The sequence below is a fragment of the Rhizobium sp. P43 genome (assembly GCF_056730705.1).
In genome coordinates this window covers 153,045-170,980 of sequence record NZ_CM161539.1, presented here as the reverse complement: position 1 = coordinate 170,980, position 17,936 = coordinate 153,045, and the positions used below count along the sequence as shown (strand labels likewise).

At 62.2% G+C, this 17,936-nt stretch carries 16 protein-coding genes; 1 reads left to right on the top strand and 15 read right to left on the bottom strand.

The window, feature by feature from the left end; all coding sequences use genetic code 11:
• Positions 1–10: 10 nt before the first annotated feature.
• Positions 11–1,180 carry a photosynthetic reaction center cytochrome PufC gene (pufC, locus tag AC1PUL_RS00780; protein ID WP_480466157.1) on the top strand — a complete coding sequence of 390 codons (1,170 nt, stop codon included), beginning with the start codon at positions 11–13 and terminating at the stop codon, positions 1,178–1,180.
• 203 nt (positions 1,181–1,383) lie between these two features.
• On the opposite strand, the gene idi is transcribed toward pufC, so the two are convergent.
• From idi to bchF, 15 genes are read right to left on the bottom strand one after another with little or no spacing between them, the layout of a single operon-like run.
• On the bottom strand, positions 1,384–1,917 hold the full coding sequence (gene idi / locus AC1PUL_RS00775; RefSeq protein ID WP_480466156.1) for an isopentenyl-diphosphate delta-isomerase: 534 nt from the start codon (positions 1,915–1,917) through the stop codon (positions 1,384–1,386).
• A gap of 54 nt (positions 1,918–1,971) precedes the next feature.
• Positions 1,972–3,189 (bottom strand): 5-aminolevulinate synthase, encoded by a 1,218-nt coding sequence (gene hemA / locus AC1PUL_RS00770; protein ID WP_480466155.1) that lies wholly within the window; start codon positions 3,187–3,189, stop codon positions 1,972–1,974.
• A complete protein-coding gene (gene puhE / locus AC1PUL_RS00765) occupies positions 3,189–4,088 on the bottom strand; it encodes a putative photosynthetic complex assembly protein PuhE (protein ID WP_480466154.1) in 900 nt (299 codons plus the stop codon). Before puhE ends, hemA begins: the two co-directional genes overlap by 1 nt.
• 10 nt (positions 4,089–4,098) lie before the next feature.
• On the bottom strand, positions 4,099–5,148 hold the full coding sequence (acsF, locus tag AC1PUL_RS00760) for a magnesium-protoporphyrin IX monomethyl ester (oxidative) cyclase (RefSeq protein WP_480468443.1): 1,050 nt from the start codon (positions 5,146–5,148) through the stop codon (positions 4,099–4,101).
• 56 nt (positions 5,149–5,204) lie between these two features.
• Entirely contained in the window at positions 5,205–5,510 is a 306-nt protein-coding gene (locus AC1PUL_RS00755) for a hypothetical protein (protein WP_480466153.1), read from the bottom strand.
• Positions 5,507–6,001, bottom strand: a complete 495-nt coding sequence (puhC, locus tag AC1PUL_RS00750) for a photosynthetic complex assembly protein PuhC (RefSeq protein ID WP_480466152.1) — start codon at positions 5,999–6,001, stop codon at positions 5,507–5,509. Before puhC ends, AC1PUL_RS00755 begins: the two co-directional genes overlap by 4 nt.
• A gap of 9 nt (positions 6,002–6,010) precedes the next feature.
• Positions 6,011–6,685, bottom strand: a complete 675-nt coding sequence (gene puhB / locus AC1PUL_RS00745; RefSeq protein ID WP_480466151.1) for a photosynthetic complex putative assembly protein PuhB — start codon at positions 6,683–6,685, stop codon at positions 6,011–6,013.
• Entirely contained in the window at positions 6,682–7,461 is a 780-nt protein-coding gene (gene puhA, locus AC1PUL_RS00740; RefSeq protein ID WP_480466150.1) for a photosynthetic reaction center subunit H, read from the bottom strand. Before puhA ends, puhB begins: the two co-directional genes overlap by 4 nt.
• Before the next feature lie 35 nt (positions 7,462–7,496).
• Positions 7,497–8,936: a BCD family MFS transporter gene (locus tag AC1PUL_RS00735; RefSeq protein ID WP_480466149.1), complete on the bottom strand. Its 1,440-nt coding sequence runs from the start codon at positions 8,934–8,936 to the stop codon at positions 7,497–7,499.
• The gene (gene bchM / locus AC1PUL_RS00730; protein WP_480466148.1) at positions 8,933–9,649 is read right to left on the bottom strand and encodes a magnesium protoporphyrin IX methyltransferase; all 717 of its coding nucleotides are present in this window, start codon (positions 9,647–9,649) and stop codon (positions 8,933–8,935) included. Before bchM ends, AC1PUL_RS00735 begins: the two co-directional genes overlap by 4 nt.
• A gap of 7 nt (positions 9,650–9,656) precedes the next feature.
• A complete protein-coding gene (gene bchL / locus AC1PUL_RS00725) occupies positions 9,657–10,586 on the bottom strand; it encodes a ferredoxin:protochlorophyllide reductase (ATP-dependent) iron-sulfur ATP-binding protein (RefSeq protein ID WP_480466147.1) in 930 nt (309 codons plus the stop codon).
• On the bottom strand, positions 10,583–14,356 hold the full coding sequence (locus AC1PUL_RS00720) for a magnesium chelatase subunit H (protein ID WP_480466146.1): 3,774 nt from the start codon (positions 14,354–14,356) through the stop codon (positions 10,583–10,585). The genes bchL and AC1PUL_RS00720 overlap by 4 nt, the downstream gene beginning before the upstream one ends.
• The gene (gene bchB / locus AC1PUL_RS00715) at positions 14,328–15,890 is read right to left on the bottom strand and encodes a ferredoxin:protochlorophyllide reductase (ATP-dependent) subunit B (protein ID WP_480466145.1); all 1,563 of its coding nucleotides are present in this window, start codon (positions 15,888–15,890) and stop codon (positions 14,328–14,330) included. Before bchB ends, AC1PUL_RS00720 begins: the two co-directional genes overlap by 29 nt.
• Positions 15,887–17,191, bottom strand: coding sequence for a ferredoxin:protochlorophyllide reductase (ATP-dependent) subunit N (locus AC1PUL_RS00710; protein WP_480466144.1), 1,305 nt, complete (start codon positions 17,189–17,191; stop codon positions 15,887–15,889). Before AC1PUL_RS00710 ends, bchB begins: the two co-directional genes overlap by 4 nt.
• Positions 17,188–17,733, bottom strand: a complete 546-nt coding sequence (bchF, locus tag AC1PUL_RS00705; protein ID WP_480466143.1) for a 2-vinyl bacteriochlorophyllide hydratase — start codon at positions 17,731–17,733, stop codon at positions 17,188–17,190. The genes AC1PUL_RS00710 and bchF overlap by 4 nt, the downstream gene beginning before the upstream one ends.
• Between the last annotated feature and the right edge of the window lie 203 nt (positions 17,734–17,936).

Below are 17,936 nucleotides of genomic sequence, written 5' to 3'. Positions count from 1 at the left end.
GAGAACGACGATGAAACTCTGGATTCCCTTCGCCGTATCAGCCGGCACGCTCCTGACGATCGCAAGCTTCGTCGGGGCCGGTTGGGACGCACCGCCTGTCGAAACGGAACAGATTGGTTTCCGTGGCACAGGCATGTTCATCCACCGGGATGTCGAAAATCAGGAGGAACTGCGTGCGGCAAATGTCGTACCGCCGGCCCCCTGGGAGGCAGATCCGGCCGGAGACAAGGCCCGCGATCTCTATGAAAATGTTCAGGTTCTCGGCGACCTCTCGGATGATCAGTTCAATCAGTTCATGGCCTCGATCACGGAGTGGATCGCACCCGAAGCGGGCTGCAATTACTGCCATAACCCTGAAAACCTCGCCTCCGACGAGGTCTATCAGAAGGTCGTGTCCCGTCGCATGATCCAGATGACTCAGGCGATCAATGTCGATTGGACGGCCCATGTGGGTCAGGTTGGCGCCACCTGCTACACCTGTCACCGTGGCCAGGCGGTCCCCGCCAACTACTGGTATGAGGATCTCGAGCCGAAACCGGCCGGCGGCATGACGCAGAACCGGGCTGGCCAGAATGTCGTGGCCAAGTTCGCCGGCAATTCCTCCCTGCCGCAGAACGTCTTGAAGGACTACCTGCTCGAAGCCGAGCAAATCCGTGTTCACTCGACGACGGCTCTGCCGACAGGCACCAACCTCGCCGGCACGAAGGAAACAGAAGCGACCTGGTCGCTGATGATGCATATGTCGGAATCCCTCGGCGTGAACTGCACGACCTGCCACAACAGCCGTGCTTTCAATGCCTGGGATGAAAGCCCGCCGCAGCGCGTCACCGCCTGGCATGGCATCCGCATGACACGCGATATCAATGCTAACTACATGGTCGGCCTGACACCGGTCTTCCCAGACAACCGCAAGGGACCCGAGGGTGATGTCTTCAAGGTCGGCTGCGCCACCTGCCATGCCGGTGTGCAGAAACCGCTCTATGGCGTTTCCATGCTGCAGGACTACGTAGACTCGCTGGCGAAGAAGGGCCCGACGGACGTGCCTGATTTCACCACCTACCAGCCCGGCACCACCCAACGCATGGCCCCGGCTGGCCAGAGCAGTGCCCTGCCGGTGACGACATCCTCTCAGACGGCAGCCGCGCTACTGCCGACCGAGCCCAAGACCGCGAATGACTGACGGCCTCCCAAGGCAGGCCGCAAGTGGAGGGGAGCTTTCGGGCTCCCCTTTTTTGTTGCCAGGATTTTACCTCGACCCATAACACCAAAGTCTGGCGTCGCCCGCGACGGCGCGATGCACGCGAAAAACCGGCACAGAGGCTGATAAGCATCGGTGCCGGTTCGCAAGGTGAGTAAGTCTATGGGTGGGTTTCAAAAAGGAATTCAGGCCGCCTCGGCAAAGCTCAGGCCGGGAAACCGCTGCAGATAGATGCGGAACCAGGGCGTAAAGTCCTGCGGACGCTCGCGCACTTCCCGCATCAACTCCCGAGATCCGATCCAGCGTGTCTCCTCGACCTCGCCTTCGACAGGCGCGACTGCCAGCGTGCGGCTATCCACCTGGGCGCTGAAAAGAGTGACGCGTTCGTGCTCTCTCAGCCCCTGCCCGACGTCAGCAGCATATTCGACGGTCTGGTGACGGGTGAGCGGAACCGTGAAACCGAGCTCCTCGGTCAGCCGCCGCTCGGCGCAATCCTCGACGCTTTCATCCCAATGGGGATGCGAGCAACAGGTGTTGGCCCAGAGGCCACCACAGTGATACTTCGTCGAAGCCCGTTTCTGGATAAGCAGCAGATCCCCGTCGAAGACGAAAACGGACACAGCCAGATGCAACTGTCCGTCGCGATGCGCCTGCATCTTTTCGATCGGATAGAGCGACCCGTCACCGGCGATCGCCGGAATGTATATGCTGTCCGTCATCCTGTGCGGTTCCATACTCATCATTGCGCCGTGCCGATAAGCCCTTTGCGCCGGTCAGGCAACCGATCTCGCAAGAGCACATTTCGACCACAGCGAACAGAGCGCTTCGGCCAGATGCTCGATGTCGGCATCGGTATGCAGCGGGGTGGGCGTGATCCGCAGACGCTCCTTGCCGACGGCAACCGTCGGATAGTTGATCGGCTGCACATAGATGCCGAAGTCATCGAGCAGCACGTCGGAGATCCATTTGCACTTCGCCGCATTGCCGACCATGACCGGTACGATGTGGCTGGGATTGTGCATATGCGGGATCCCGCGCACATCCAGCGCGCGCCGGACCTTGGCAACCGTCGCCTGATGCATATGGCGCTCGAACGGGCTGTCCTTGAGATGACGGATCGACGCAGTGGCGCCTGCCGCCAGCGCCGGCGGGATCGCCGTCGTGAAGATGAAGCCGGAAGCGAAGGAGCGGACGAAATCGACCAGAACAGCCGGACCGGTGATGTAACCACCCATGACGCCGAAGGCCTTGCCGAGCGTACCCTCAATGACCGTCAATCGGTCCATCAGGCCTTCGCGTTCTGCAACCCCGCCGCCGCGCGGACCGTACATGCCGACCGCATGAACCTCGTCGAGATAAGTCATGGCGCCGAACTGGTCGGCGACATCGCAGATCTCCTTGATCGGCGAGATATCGCCATCCATCGAGTAGACGCTTTCAAAGGCAACGAGCTTCGGCGCTGCCGGATCATCCGCCGCCATCAGCTCGCGCAGATGCTTGTAGTCGTTGTGGCGGAACTGCCGCTTGATGCAGCGCGAATGCCGGATGCCTTCGATCATCGAGGCATGATTGAGCGAGTCAGAATAGCAGATGATGCCCGGGATCTTGGCAAGCAGGGTCCCGAGGGCTGCCCAGTTCGAGACATAGCCTGAGGTGAAGATCAGCGCACCTTCCTTGCCATGCAGATCGGCGAGCTCGCGCTCGAGCAAGACGTGATAGTGGTTCGTGCCGGAAATGTTGCGCGTGCCGCCGGCACCGGCGCCGCACTTGCGCACGACCTCGATCATCCGATCGGTGACGAGAGGGTTCTGCCCCATGCCGAGATAATCGTTCGAGCACCAGACGGTGACGTCACGCACTGTTCCATCGGCATTGTGAAACGCGGCTTTCGGAAAGGCCGAGCAGTGACGCTCAAGGTCCGCGAAAACGCGGTAATTGCCGGCGGTATGCAGTCCGGCGAGCGCCTCTTCCATGTGCTGGAGAATATCCATCAGTCTTTCCTCTTCCCGATCGTATCTTGTCCAAGTGTTGTCCAGGGAGTGCGTGGCCCGGACACAGGCCCGCCTTCCTTGAGTGCGGAAATACCGTCCGCCGCAGGGCGAATGGTGAGATTGACCCGGTCCTGCCGCGCCATGGCCCAGCGCCACAGCGCCGTGTCGGAAACGGGAAGAACGAGAACGAGATGTTCGACGATGGCGAGTGCCATGAAGGTTGCCAGCAGTGTATGGCCGACGACCGAATGGGCCTGGGTTGCCCGGTTGGCGCCGACGACCAGCACGGCAAAGAGGCCGGCCGCGATCGCCAGGAAGATCGGAAACAGGGGCGTCATCCGATCGGTCTTGAAATAGCTCTTCAGATGCCGGATTCCCTTGGGCATCAACTCACTGACGGCATGCGGCGCACCGAGAAAGATCACCAGCTTGGCGGAAATCCGCATGCCCCACAGCAGACCGAAGGCGGCAAGTCCAAAGAGATTGGCGGATCCCTGAAGCGCAAACCACAGAGCGATCGCCGTTACGAGAATGGCGATCTCGTGATCGCTGACGGCCTCCCAGGCGGCCCGGAAACGGCTGAAGCCGGTGAGCCCCGGAGGGCATTCCCCCGTTCGCCGCCCTGTCAGAATACCGGTGAGGAACGCTGCCTCGTGCCAGGCCCAGACCAGCAGGGCGCCGAAGAAGCCGACATAGGAACCGAGCACTGTCGGTTCCTGTGCGCCCCAGAGCATGAGGGCGAAGCCGAAGGCGCCGACAACGGTCATCAGCGCCATGAGCACGAAGCTCCTCGCCCGTGGTCCATCTGACCGGTTGACCATGGCAAGCACCAGCCCGGTCGAAAGCCACCACACGGAGATGGCGACAAGAACGACGGCGAGCGGGTGCGTGAGTGTCATGATGATCTCCTCACCAGACCGGCTGGAGACGCGAGGTCGCGGGAATGGCGTTGGACTTTGTCGGGATGGCATACATCCTGACAAAGTTGACGGCCGCAGCTGCAGACCAGAAGCCCTTGGCGATTTTGCCCGTCACGCCACCCTTGGCATCGGCCGCCATGACCTTGCGGTTGATCCGCTCCATCCGGCGGAAGCCTTCATGCAGGGCCGGATTGTCGAGATCGAGTACGAGCGGGAAGCACTGGCGCGAGATCTCGCTCGTCAGCCGGAAGACCTTCATGTCGTAATCGTCGATATCGACGCCGAGCCCCTTGTGGAAAGCGGGCCGCATGTGATCGCGCACATACATGGTGGCGAAGACGGCAAGCAGGAAGAACTTGATCCAATACTTGTTCACGCCCTCCATCAGCTGCTTGTCGGAGCGGATGATCAGCGAGAAGGCCTCGCCATGCGAGAACTCGTCATTGCACCATTCACGGAACCACTTGAAGATGGGATGGAACCGCTTGTCCGGATGCTTTTCGAGATGCCGGAAGATCGTGATGTAGCGGGCATAACCGATCTTCTCGGACAGATAGGTGGCGTAATAGATGAACTTCGGCTTGAAGAAGGTGTACTTCTTCGCCTTGGCCAGGAAGCCCATGTTCACGCCGATGCCGAATTCCTTCAGCGCATCGTTGATGAAACCGGCATGGCGGGATTCGTCGCGGCTCATATAGCCGAAGAGCTCGCAGATCTCCTGGTTCTTGCCGCGCCGCTTCATCTCCTTGTAGAGCACGCAGCCCGAGAATTCGGAGGTGAGCGAGGAGACGAGGAAGTCGATGAACTCTTCGCGAAGATCGTCCGGCAGGGCATCGATATCGATATCGTCCCACTGTTCGTTGCGCTTGAAGTGGCCGCGGTTCGGATCGCTCTTCATCTGCGCGATCAAGACATCCCATTCGGCGCGGACAGGCTCGACATTGATCTTGTCCATCTCGTCGAAATCGGTGGTGTAGAAACGCGGGGTCAGCATGGTCGAGACGAGCGCACTGCGGGTCGTGTCGTTGACCCCGGCCATGCGCTCCTCGACGGTCGGCTCGTGATCGGAAAGATCAACCGGCGAAACGTGGTTGTTCATGACAGTGCCCTCTCGGTGAAGCTGAATTCGCACAATTCCATCATGTCGAGATCGCCCGTTGCGCGGATCCAGGCCCGCTCCAGGAAACCCGCCCGCGTGATCGTCGCCTTGCGGCGAAAATTCTGGCTGGAACCATAGGGGATCTGGACAGGCGCGCCGTGCACAAGCACCTCGTCACCGGGATGGACCACCACCCCGTTGTCAAACCTCAAATGCGCTCCAAGCGCCTCGAAGGTGTTGTTGATCTCGACGGTGCAATCGACCGTCTCCTTCCGTCGCATCAAGGCAAAGACCGGGTTCATTGGTTTTCTCCTCCCTGTGAGCCCAGAAGGGCTTCGAATGCGGCCACGTTGTCGGGGCCAAAGGCATCCAGATAGATCCGCTCGCCGGTGCCAATATCCGACAGGCTGACGGCGCCGGCTTCCCATTTGATCAGCCGGTAGGGTGTGTCGAACGGCACCTTGGCCACCTGACGCATGCGTTCGAACGCACGCAGCGATCCGCGCACGAAGCCGCCGGACTGCGGGCCGTAATTGGCGATCTCGCGACCAGTGGCCACGTCGGTGACCACGACGAAATCGGAAGAGCTGCGCGTGATCATCAGATCGCGCATGGCGACAGGCGCGCCCAACTGCTGTTTGACCAGACCAAGCCCCGTTGTCTGGCCGAAGATGATGGCGGCCGCCGTGAAGGCGAGCAGGCCGATGAGACCGAAGAACAGCCCGCGCGGCACACGGTTCGGCGTCTTGCCCTTGCGGTCCGCCCAATAGCCAAGATGCGAAGCCGATCCCATGACGCGCTCCTATTCCGCTGCGACAACGGACGGCGGCATGGCGCTTCCGTTCGGTGTGGTGACCACGAGGCGCGGCTGCTCGGCCCGCGCACCACGATACTGACCGATTGCTGCCGACAGGACCTTCGCCACTTCGTCGGCATCCGCGAGGCAGATCAGGCTCGGCTCCGGCCGCGAGAATCGGAAACCCCGCACATGCGGCCACTGGATAAGCCAGGACAGGCGCTGCTCCGGCAGAAGGGCAATCGCAATCATACCGGCCTTTTCGCCAAGCCGCGCCAAAGCAACCCCGTCCACCTGCCGATAGGGCAGGTTGAGCGTCATCGAGATCGCGACACCGAAACGCATGACGATGCGCTCGGTCGTGATCGTGTAGAGGGTGGTCTTTTCGACGGCCCAGGCAAACAGCTCGATCATACCGATGAGCACACCGGCAAGAGCCGTGAGCACGGCGACCGAGAACAGGATCCCGCCAGCAGGTTGACCGTCATTCAACCCGGCAAGCAACGCCCAGCCGGCGAGCACCAGGAAGTAACCGACGATCCAGCGGATCTTCAGGAGATGACGGGCGACAAGGGCAGACGAGGGCCGCCCCTGCCAGAGGATAACTTCGCCGACCGGAGGCACGCCAGGAAGCCCCGGCAGCGGCTCGATCTCGTGTTCTCTGATGACGAACTGGTTCACAGCAGCGGCTCCTGACGGAAGCGATCCGCATAGAGGAGGCCGGCGCCAAAATAGGCGGCGATCTTGTCTTCCTCGAGCAGCGTCACGAGTTCAGGACGTGCGGTTGCCGGAACATCGGCAAACTGTGCGGCGGTCACCGCATGTACGTAGAGATAACGGACATTGCCGCGACCGGTCTGGAAGACGACGAAGTTGTTCGGCAGAAGTACTGTGCGCCCGCCGCCAGCAAGTTCGACTTCGTAGTAGCGGATCAGCTGTTCCGCCCGATCGACCCAGACGTCCTTGACCGTACCCGCCACCTGCTTGTCGCAGCCGAGAACGGACAGACCGCGCGGATCCATCGCACCTTCGGCAATCCCGAAACCGTCCGCCACGCGCATCGGCACGATGCGAGCATCACCATGGGCGGTAACGTCAGGCTTGTCAGATCGCTCGGCCCAGGAACCCGGACCGATGCCGGCGAGCAGCGGGTTGCCGACGGGCTCTGACGGATAGCCGGGGGCCGGCGCAATGCGGCGGCTTGAAAACGTGCGGGTGTCGCGCTTCAGATCCGGGACCTGCTTGATCCCCTGACCATGCGGCAGCAGGAAGGTCTTCTTCGGCGGCACGAAGAGCCAGGGGCTCTTGTTGTAGCGGCCCGAGACATCCTCTTCGAGCGGATAACCTTCCCGGCGGTCTTCCTGGCGCAGATACCAGATCAGGCCGGCAAAAAAGAGCCAGAACACATAAAGCACGACTTGTGCAACATCGATATTTCCAACCAGCGACCCGGTCATATCAGACCCTCCAGTGTAAAGCGTTCCCGCCGGCCTCAGCCGGGCAGCTCCGCCAATCCAAAACGCATGCCCTGCAAGTAATCCCTCTGATAGCGCCGGCCGGTCAGCGGACCGAGAACCGCCAGGCACAGGAAGAGGAGAATGATTTCAAAGCCGTAGACGACGAGATAGCCAGCGGCCGACGTCATCATGGCCTCGCCCAGCGAACCGTTCAGCGCCAGCGCATTGATGGTGTTCTTGATCACGCCACCGGCCAGCATGGCCGCCCCGATGGCGGTTGCCTGCACGGCACCCCAGGCACCGACGACGAGACCGCTGTCGGAGCGCTCCGCAATGCCCATGGCCGCCAGCATTGTCCCGACGGCAAACAGTCCGCCACCAAGACCGATGCCGAAAGCGCCAAGATGGAAGAGCCCGTTGACGCCAAGCGGCGAGGCAAAGATGACGGCGGAGAAGGCGCAGATCCCGATCAGCAGTCCGCGCGCCGCAATCCGGTACATCTGTGCACCATGCTGCAGACTATGGGCTGCCCAGGCAAAACCCATCATGGTTCCGAAGGCCCAAAGCCCGGTCAGACGCGTGGTCTCACCGACGGACAGACCCAGGATCTCGCCGCCATAGGGCTCAAGCAGGATGTCCTGCATCGAAAAGGCAGCAGAACCGATCGCAACGGCCACCAGCAGCCGCATCACGCCGGGAGCACTGCGGTAATCATCAAGCGCGTCGAAAAAGCTCGAAAGGTCCCGGTCGACAGCCGTCCGGCGCACGTCGCGCGGCTCCTGCTTCCAGATCGCGATGACATTAATCACGATGGTCAAGAGCGCCGTTCCCTGGATGACCTGGATCAGAAGCTTCGGCGAGAAATCGACCAGGAAGACGCTGTAGAAGCTGGAAGCGCCGATCATGCCCGCCAACAGCATGAAATAGAGAAGCGCCACGACCCGCGGCCGTTTCTCCTCCGGCACCAGATCGCTGGCCAAAGCAAGACCCGCCGTCTGCGACATATGCATGCCGAAACCGGTGAGGATGAAGGCGAGGCTTGCACCCGCTGCCCCCGCCCATTCAGGCCCGACAGTCTGCGACTGCAGGAGAAGCAGGGCAAAGGGCATGATGGCAAGGCCGCCGAACTGCAGCAGGCTGCCGAGCCAGACATAGGGCACCCGCCGCCAACCGAGCACGGACTTATAGGTGTCTGACCGGAAACCGAAGAGAAGACGCAAAGGGGCGGCCAGAACCGGAATGGCGACCACGGCAGAGACCAGCGCAACGGAGACGCCGAGTTCGACGATCAGGACACGGTTCAGGGTGCCGGTCAGGAGAACGAGCACGCAACCGGCAGAGACCTGAAACAGCGCCAGCCGCAACAGCCTCGACAGCGGCATCTCCGCCGTCGCTGCATCCGCAAACGGCATGAAGCGCGTTCCAAGCTTCTGCCAGAACGAGATCATTTTGCGGTTGGCGGCAGCGATCGTCATGACTGGATCACCTCCATGGCTTGGGAGGTATAGAAGCCGACGGCGACCTTGTGGGTACGGCCCGCCTGCCAGTGGGACAACTCGGGATGATGCAACATCTCGGCGACCAGCCGTGACGGATCGACCGGATAGATCGCCGGTGCGCGATTGCCGCGCGGGAAAACCTTTCCGGCAGCCAGCATGGCCCGCAGCAGGCGGGATCCCGGCGCCAGCGTGAAGATCATCTGCCGGGAGGTGCGCTCTGCCAGCGTGTGAAGCACGCGCACGGCGTCTGCAGGACGGTAATGGATCAGCACATCCATTGCGACCACCGCATCGAAGCGACCGTGACGCGGATCGAGCATGTCGCCGCTGTGAAAGGTGACCGAACCCTTGAACCGGCCATGGGAGGCTTCGAGATCATGCGCCCTCTGGCGGGCATGGGCGATCATCTGCGCCGAGAGATCGATGCCGACGACGTCTGCGCCGCGTGCAATCAACTCGAAGGAGAGAACACCCGAGCCGCAGCCGGCATCGAGGATGCGCCAACCCGTCAGATCCTTCGGCAGCCACGAGGCAAGCGTGCCGCGCATATCCTCACGCCCCTTGCGGACCGTCGCGCGAATGCCACTCACCGGCTGGTCGCCGGTCAGACGCTTCCAGGCATCGAGCGCGGTGCGATCGAAGTAATGTTCGATTTCCCCGGTGCGTCTGATGTAGTCGGCCTGGCTCATGGCAACCTCACTCGAAGCCGAGAAATTCGAAGATTTCCCGGTCCTTCATCGGTTCGGCTTCGAGTGCCGGCGTGCCAGCCCAGAGGCGCTCGGCAAGCTGCATATATTCCTTCTGGATGCCCAGGATCTCGGGGCTGTCGCCCATCTCGAACAGCGTGCTTTTCTTCAACCGGCTGAGCCGCACATGGTCGCTATCCGGCACATGGGCGAGGCGCTTGAGGCCGATCGCTTCGTTGTAGCGGTCGATCTGGTCCGTCTCGCGCGAACGGTTGGCGATCACGCCGCCGAGGCGCACATCGTAGTTCTTCGACTTCGCCTTGATGGCGGCCACGATGCGGTTCATCGCGAAGATGGAATCGAAGTCATTGGCGGCGACGATGACCGCGCGTTCGGCATGTTGCAGCGGCGAGGCAAAGCCGCCGCAGACCACATCGCCGAGCACATCGAAGATCACCACATCCGTGTCATCGAGCAGGTGATGCTCCTTGAGAAGCTTCACCGTCTGTCCCACGACATAACCGCCGCAACCGGTACCAGCAGGCGGACCGCCGGCCTCGATGCACTGCACGCCGTTATAGCCCTCCACCATATAATCTTCAGGGCGAAGTTCCTCGGAATGGAAATCGACCTTTTCCAGAACGTCGATCACGGTCGGGATCAGGCTCTTGGTGAGCGTGAAGGTGGAATCATGCTTCGGGTCGCAGCCGATCTGCAGCACGCGCTTGCCGATCTTGGAAAAGGCGACCGAGAGATTGGAGGAGGTCGTCGATTTGCCGATCCCGCCCTTGCCATAGATGGCGAAGACCTTGGCGCCGTCGATTTCCATGGTCGGGTCGAGATGGACCTGCACGCTGCCCTCGCCATCCGAGCGTTCCCGGAGCTTTTCGGCGATGCGCGCCTCGCGTTCGGCGATCTTGCCATGGGTATAGATGTTCATTGGGCAGCCTCCCTGACCAGCCCCTCGAGACGGTCTTCCAATTCTTCTCCGGCCTGTTTCAGGGCGGCGAGCGTTTCTGCATCCGGCTGCCAGTAATTGCGCTCATGCGCTTCGATCAGCCGGTTGGCGACCCGTGCGGTGGCAGCCGGATTGAGCGTCGCCAGCCGCTGGCGCATGGCGTCATCGAGCACGAAGGTTTCGGTGATCTGCTGATAGACCCAGGGATCGACGCCACCGGTCGTTGCCGACCAGCCGAGCGTGTTGGTGACCTGCGCCTCGATATGGCGCACGCCCTCATAGCCATGCTTCAGCATGCCTTCGAACCATTTCGGGTTCAGCGTGCGGGTGCGGGTTTCAAGCGCCACCTGTTCGCCGAGCGTGCGCACGCGGCCCTCGCCCTGCGTCTGGTCGGAAATGAAGACCGGCAGCGTCGCGCCGCCCTTGGCTTTCGAGACCGCCTTGGTCAGGCCGCCGAGCGTATCGAAGTAATGCTCGATCGTGGTGATGCCGATCTCGACCGAATCGAGGTTCTGATAGGCCATATCGACATGTTCGAGCATGCTGTCGAGCACATCGGCCTGATGGCTCGTCTTGCCCTTGTGGTTGATCGCGAAGCTCTTGCGATTGCTGTAGGTCTGCGCGATCTCGGCGTCATCGTCCCAGGCAGACGACGAGATCAGCATGTTGACGTTCGCGCCGTAGGCACCATCGGCATTGGAGAAAACCCGGTAGGCGGCAGCCTCGAGATCGCAGCCATGGCTCTCGCAATAGGAAAGCGCGTGCTTACGGATGAAGTTCATCTCCACCGGCTCGTCCGCCGTCGCGGCCAGATAGCTCGCCTCGGCCAGCATACTCGCCTGGATCGGCAGAAGATCGCGGAAGATGCCCGAGAGAGTCATCACGGCATCGATCCGCGGACGCTTCAGCTCTTCGAGCGGGATCAGAACGGCACCGCAGACGCGGTTATAGGCATCGAGCCTTGGCCTTGCGCCCATCAGCGCCATGGCCTGGGCCAGCGGCGCCCCGCCCGTCTTCAGATTGTCCGTGCCCCAAAGCACGACGGCGACCGTCTCCGGCAGGCGACCATCAGCCTGCATGTAGCGTTCCAGCACCCGTGCCGCCTGGCGCTCGCCATCCTGCACCGCAAAAGCGCTCGGAATGCCGAAGGGATCGAAGCCGTGAATGTTGCGGCCGGTGGGCAGAAGTTCGGGTGTGCGCAGCAGGTCGCCCGACGGCGACGGTGGCACGTAGCGCGCGTCGAGCGCCAAAACGAGGCCATCGAGTTCGCGATTGGTGACGAGCTCGCTGTTCATCGCCCTCAGGCGTGCGATGCTCTCTTTAAGCTCCGGCGAAGCTACCTTTTCCACCTGCGCGACGGCGAGATCATCACCATCGGCAATCGCAAGAACCAATGCCTGGCGATCAGTATGGCTGACGACGGCGGACATGCCGGCGCCGACATGTTCCAGCATGTCGAGCCGCTCGTCGCGTCCCATGCCGCGACCGGCCACATGCAGGCCATGCGGGATCAGAGCATACTCAAGCTCGGTCATTTCAGCCACGAGCGACTGGATGACCTCGGCCTGGGTTTGGGCCAGACTGTCGCGACCAAGCTCTAGCTGCGCCGCCTGCACCTGGATCAGTTCGAACAGGCGTTCGCGGTCGACGAGCGCATCTGGGGCTGCCTGCCGGTAGCGGTCGAGGCTCGCCTTGAGTTCGCTGAGGCCCTTGTAGAGCCCCGCATGGGTGATCGGCGGCGTGAGATAGGAGATGAGTGTCGCGGCCGAACGGCGCTTGGCAATCGATCCCTCGGAGGGATTGTTGGCCGCATAGAGATAGAAATTCGGCAGAGCGCCGAGAAGCCGATCCGGCCAGCAGCTTGCCGACAGCCCGACCTGTTTGCCGGGCATGAATTCGAGCGCGCCATGCGTGCCAAAATGCAGGACGGCATCGGCCTTCCAGGTTTCGCGCAGGTAACGGTAAAAGGTCGCGAAGGCGTGGTTCGGAGCAAAGCCGCCCTCGAACAACAGCCGCATTGGATCGCCCTCATAGCCGAAGGGCGGCTGGATCGCGACGAGCAGCTTGCCGAACTGGCGACCCAGAACGAAGAGGCCACGGCCATTGCTCAGGACCCGGCCAGGCGCCGGCCCCCACTGCGCTTCGATGTCGGCGAGATGCCGCTCACCACGCACGTGGTCATCGACCGAAACCACCGTGTGTACATTGGCCTCGGCACCATAAAGCGCGGCATTGCCTTCGAGGATCGCAAGCCTGAGCGCCTCGGCATCCTCGGGCACGTCGACATCGTAACCCTCGGCCTTCAGCCGCGTCATCGTCTCGAACAGGCTTTCGAAAACCGAAAGGAAGGCAGCGGTGCCGATGCTGCCGCTGTTCGGCGGGAAGTTGAAGATCGTGACCGCAAGGCGGCGTTCGGCGCGGGCCGCACGGCGCAGATCGACCATCGCCGCCAGCCGGTCGGCGAGCAGCGTCACGCGCTCCTCGTCCGGCTGCATGCAGGCGCGCCCCGAGGGGCAGGCATCGAGCTGGCGCGAGCAGATGCAGGCCTTGGCCTTGGCGGCACCATCGGAGCGTCCGCCGAAGACCATGGAGCCGATGGCACCATCGAGTTCCGGGATCGCCACCATCAGCGTGGTTTCAATCGGCGTCAGGCCCTGGCCCGACTGCGCCCAGGCCTCACGCGTCTGGAATTCGGTGACGAAGGCCGAGAAATAGGGAACGTCGAGCGTCTGCAAGAGAGCAGCCGCAGCACTCGCATCGCTATAGGCCGGCCCGCCGACAAGCGAGAAACCGGTGAGCGAGCAGAGCGCATCGATCTTAACGCCAGTCGCGCCGCCCATCATGTAGCGCTCGATTGCGCCACGCATGTCGAGCCCGCTGCAGAAGACCGGGACAACGTTGAAGCCGCGGGTTTCGAGCTCGCGGATGACGCGGTCGTAATGGCCGGTATCGCCGGACAGGATATAGGTCCGCATCAGCAGCAGGCCGATGGTCCCACGGGCGCCGGGCTTGAACGGCAGGGCCGAAAGCTGCGTTGCCACCCTGGGCTTCAGGCGCGGATGATAGAGACCCATGTCGGGATATTCGACGGGATCGCCCACGGTCACCCGGCCCTGAAGCCCCTTGCGCTCCCCCCGGGCATATTTGCCGACCAGCAGGCGCACCATGTTGGCGATGTTTTCGTCCGAGGCGGCGATGCGATATTGCAGCGTCAGGAAATAGTTGCGCACATCCTGCGCGGTGCCGGGGATGAAGCGCAGCAGCTGCGGCAGGCGACGCAGCATGGCAAGCTGACGCTCGCCAGCGGTGCGGCCGCTATCCTTGCCGCCACGCGAGCTTTTGCCGCGCAGTTTCTTCAGAAGTGCCAGAGGGCCCTTCTGCTCTTCGCTCATCTTGAAACGACCCATGGTCGTATACTTCATGACCGTGCCAGCCGACATGCAGCAGACCATGGCATCACACTCGCGATGCCGGGCCTCGAGCACGTCGGCGATGGCGCGCACATGCTCTTCGACGAAGATCATCGAAACGATGATGATGTCGCCGGCAAGGATTGCCGCACGGCAGGCTTCGAGGCTGGCTGGATTGTCGTTCCAGTCGGTCGCGGCATGCACGGAGAGCGTCAGACCTGGCAGGTCCTGGGCGAGGCTGCGGCGCGCATCATCGACGGCTGCGACAATGTGATTGTCGAGCGTCACGAACACCACCCGGACCGGGGTGCTGTCAGCGGGCGAAATGGGCTTTCGCGTCATACAGCGTCTCCACGGTGATCGGGCGAATACCCTTGCGGGCGGCGAAAAGTTCGGTGTTGCGGCGGGCCTTGCCGCGCACGAAAAAGGGGATCTTCTTCAGCTCGCGCTCGGCTTCCAGGGTCCAGACAGCCTCAGCAGAGGGCGCCTCGGTCATGACAAGCGTCTCGCCATCGGTCTCGTCATCCGCAGCCGCCGGCTTTGCCGAAGGCGCATGGGCATGCAGATGCGAGGCCTGAGCCTGATCGTTGAACTCGAAATCGTCCCGGAACATCTGCAGGAGATGCTCTTCGAGCCCCATCATCAGCGGGTGGACCCAGCTGTCAAAGATGACATTCGCACCCTCGAAGCCCATCTGCGGCGAATAGCGGGCCGGGAAATCCTGGACATGGACGGGCGCCGAAATGACGGCGCAGGGAACCCGCAGCCGCTTGGCAATGTGCCGCTCCATCTGCGTACCGAGAACCAGTTCCGGACGGGCATCGATGATCGCCTGCTCGACATCGAGATGATCGTCGGTGATCAGGGCCTCGACCCCGAATTCTTCCGCAGCTTCGCGCACTTCACGAGCGAACTCGCGCATATAGGTGCCGAGGCCGCAGACCTTGAAGCCGAGTTCTCGGGCAGCGATGCGGGCGGCGGCAATGGCGTGGGTCGCGTCGCCGAAGACGAAAACGCGCTTGTTGGTGAGGTAATTGCTGTCGACCGAGCGCGCATACCAGGTGGCGCGATCCTCGGCCTCGCCGATGGGCTGATCGTTTGACAGGCCAGCCAGCGCCCGGACTTCCGCGAGGAAGGTGCGTGTCGCACCCACACCGATCGGCACCGTCGAGACGAAAGGCATGCCGAACTGCTTCTTCAGGTAGCGCGCGGCACTCTCCCCGATCTCGGGATAGAGCACGATATTGAAGGCAGCCTCCGGCAAACGCGCGAGATCGTCGACAGTGGCCCCGAGCGGCGCCACGACCCGGACATCAATGCCGTTGGCAGCGAGCAGTCGGCAGATTTCCGTCACGTCGTCGCGGTTGCGGAAACCGAGCGCCGAGGGGCCGAGGATGTTGCAGCTGTTGGGCGCGATATTCGCCGGGCGCTCGCGGCCAAGGGTAAAGCTGCGGACCAGACGATAGAAGGTCTCAGCCGCCCCCCAGCTTTCCTTCTTCTGATAAGAAGGCAGTTCCAGCGGCACGACAGGAATTTCGACGTCAAGAGTACGGGCAAGCCCCGCCGGATCATCCTGCAGCAATTCGGCCGTGCAGGAGGCGCCGACCAGAAGCGCGTCCGGCTGGAAACGCGTGATGGCATCGCGGCAGGCGGTCTTGAACACATCGGCCGTCGAACCGGCAAGGTCGCGCGCCTGGAAGGTCGTGTAGGTGACCGGCGGACGCGAAGGGCGTCGCTCGATCATGGTGAAGAGCAGGTCGGCATAGGTGTCGCCCTGCGGCGCATGCAGCACATAATGCACGCCCTTCATCGATGCGGCGATCCGCATGGCACCCACATGCGGCGGTCCTTCATAGGTCCACATGGTGAGTTTCATGATGCGACCCTCCGGCTGCCGGAGCGGTCGCCCGCGATCATCGCCTTGCGCGTTAGAGGACGGGCAAAGAGTTCGGCGAGATCGCCGGCCTGCTCATAGCCCTGGATCGGCGTGAAGGCGAATTCGATCGACCACTTGGTGACGATGCCCTGCGCCTCGAAGGGATTGGCAAGACCCATGCCGCAAACGACGAGATCGGGCTTGGCCGCACGACAGCGGTCGATCTGGATTTCGACATCCTGACCTTCCGAGATCGAGACGCCCGGCGGCAGCATGGCGAGTTCGCCGGCGACGTGTTCGCGATGCAGATAGGGGCTGCCGACTTCGATGATCTCGGCATCCAGCTCGCGGCTGAGATACCGGGCGAGCGACGGCTCCATCTGGCTGTCGGGGAAGAGGAAGATCCGCTTGCCTTCGAGCATGGGCCGATAATGGGCGGTCGCCTCGCGGGCTCGCCGGCGCGGCGCCTCGGTCAAAGTGGCAAACCGGGCCGGAGAAACGCCGAAGGTGTCGGCAATCGCCTTCAGCCAGGCGGTCGTACCTTCTTCCCCGAGCGGGAAGAGCGCATTGATGCGGGTCGCACCCAAGCTTTCGAGCGCTGCGGCTGTGGCGCCCAGATAGGGTTGGGCCAGGATAAAACGCGTGTTCGGACCGATCTTCGGCAAACGCTCACTGCTGCGGCCGGGCAGAAAAACGACATCCTCAAGGCCCATCTCGTCGAACAGCCGGGCAAACTGGTCTTCCACCACATCGGCGATGGAGCCGGCGACAACGAGCTTCGCGACCTTGTCGCTCGCCCCATGGGTCGATTGATCACGCACGAGGGCCGCCAGGAAGTTGTCCTCACCTTGGGTAAAGGTCGTTTCGATCCCGCTGCCGGAATAGCAGAGCACCCGTGGCCTGGAGCCATATTTGCGGTCAAGCCGTTCGGCGGCGCGGTTGAGATCGAATTTGATGACCTCGGAGGGACAGGAGCCGACCAGCACCAGCATGCGGATATCGGGACGGCGCTCAAGCAGGCGGGCGACTTCGCGGTCGAGCTCGTCATGCATGTCGACCATGCCGGCGAGATCACGCTCTTCCATGATGGCCGTTGCAAAACGCGGCTCCGAGAAGATCATCACGCCGGCAGCGGACTGAATAAGGTGGGCGCAGGTGCGCGATCCGACCACGAGAAAAAACGCATCCTGCACCTTGCGGTGCAGCCAGATGATCGATGTCAGGCCACAAAAGACCTCATGCTGGCCACGCTGGCGGATCGTGGCAGACGGCGTCGAACAGGAAACGAGCGGCTGGTTCATGACGCGCTCCCCGAAAGCGAGGAAGCATTGCCAAGCGTTACCGATGATCCCGCCCTTGCAGCCTGGTCGAGACGGGCCAGACGCAGCTTCCAGAGAAACTGCCCGGCATTGATGACATAGGTGACATAGGCGGCAAGCGCGAGCGCCATCAGTTCGCCTGAGGAAAGCGCGCCCGTAAACAGCGCGACGAGATAGGCAGTGTGCAGCGCAAGCACCAGGATCGAGAAGACGTCTTCCCAGAAAAACGGCCTTGCAAAGAGATAGCGGCCAAACACGACCTTCTCCCAGATCGAGCCGGTGATCATGATCGCGTAGAGCGTCAGGGTCTTGATGACGATTGAAACCTGGGCGGCGAACAGCCCCTCTCCAGTCACGAGGAAGCGCAGGATAAGGCCAAGGCTGACAAGGAAAACCAGGAATTGCACGGGAGCGAGGATGCCTTGCACCAGCGTCCAGACAGTTTCGTCACGTCTGCGACGCTCGTCCGCTGTGTAGAGGGCGCGGCCTGATGTCGATGGTTTGGTTATGCGCATCGCAGTCATCCCTTCTCCCCATCCCCTCCCCGGGCTAATCGGGATTGACCAAAGACTACGCCTCCCACAAACCAAGTGTCAACTTAGATTGACGTATATTTTGATTTACAGAAGTGGAAACTACGTTCATTCTGTCGGAACTCGTCTGACGGGAGACCTGCTGCCCTCGCCCGACGCTACATTGGGCTGATTTCGCGGACGGAGGGCACGGC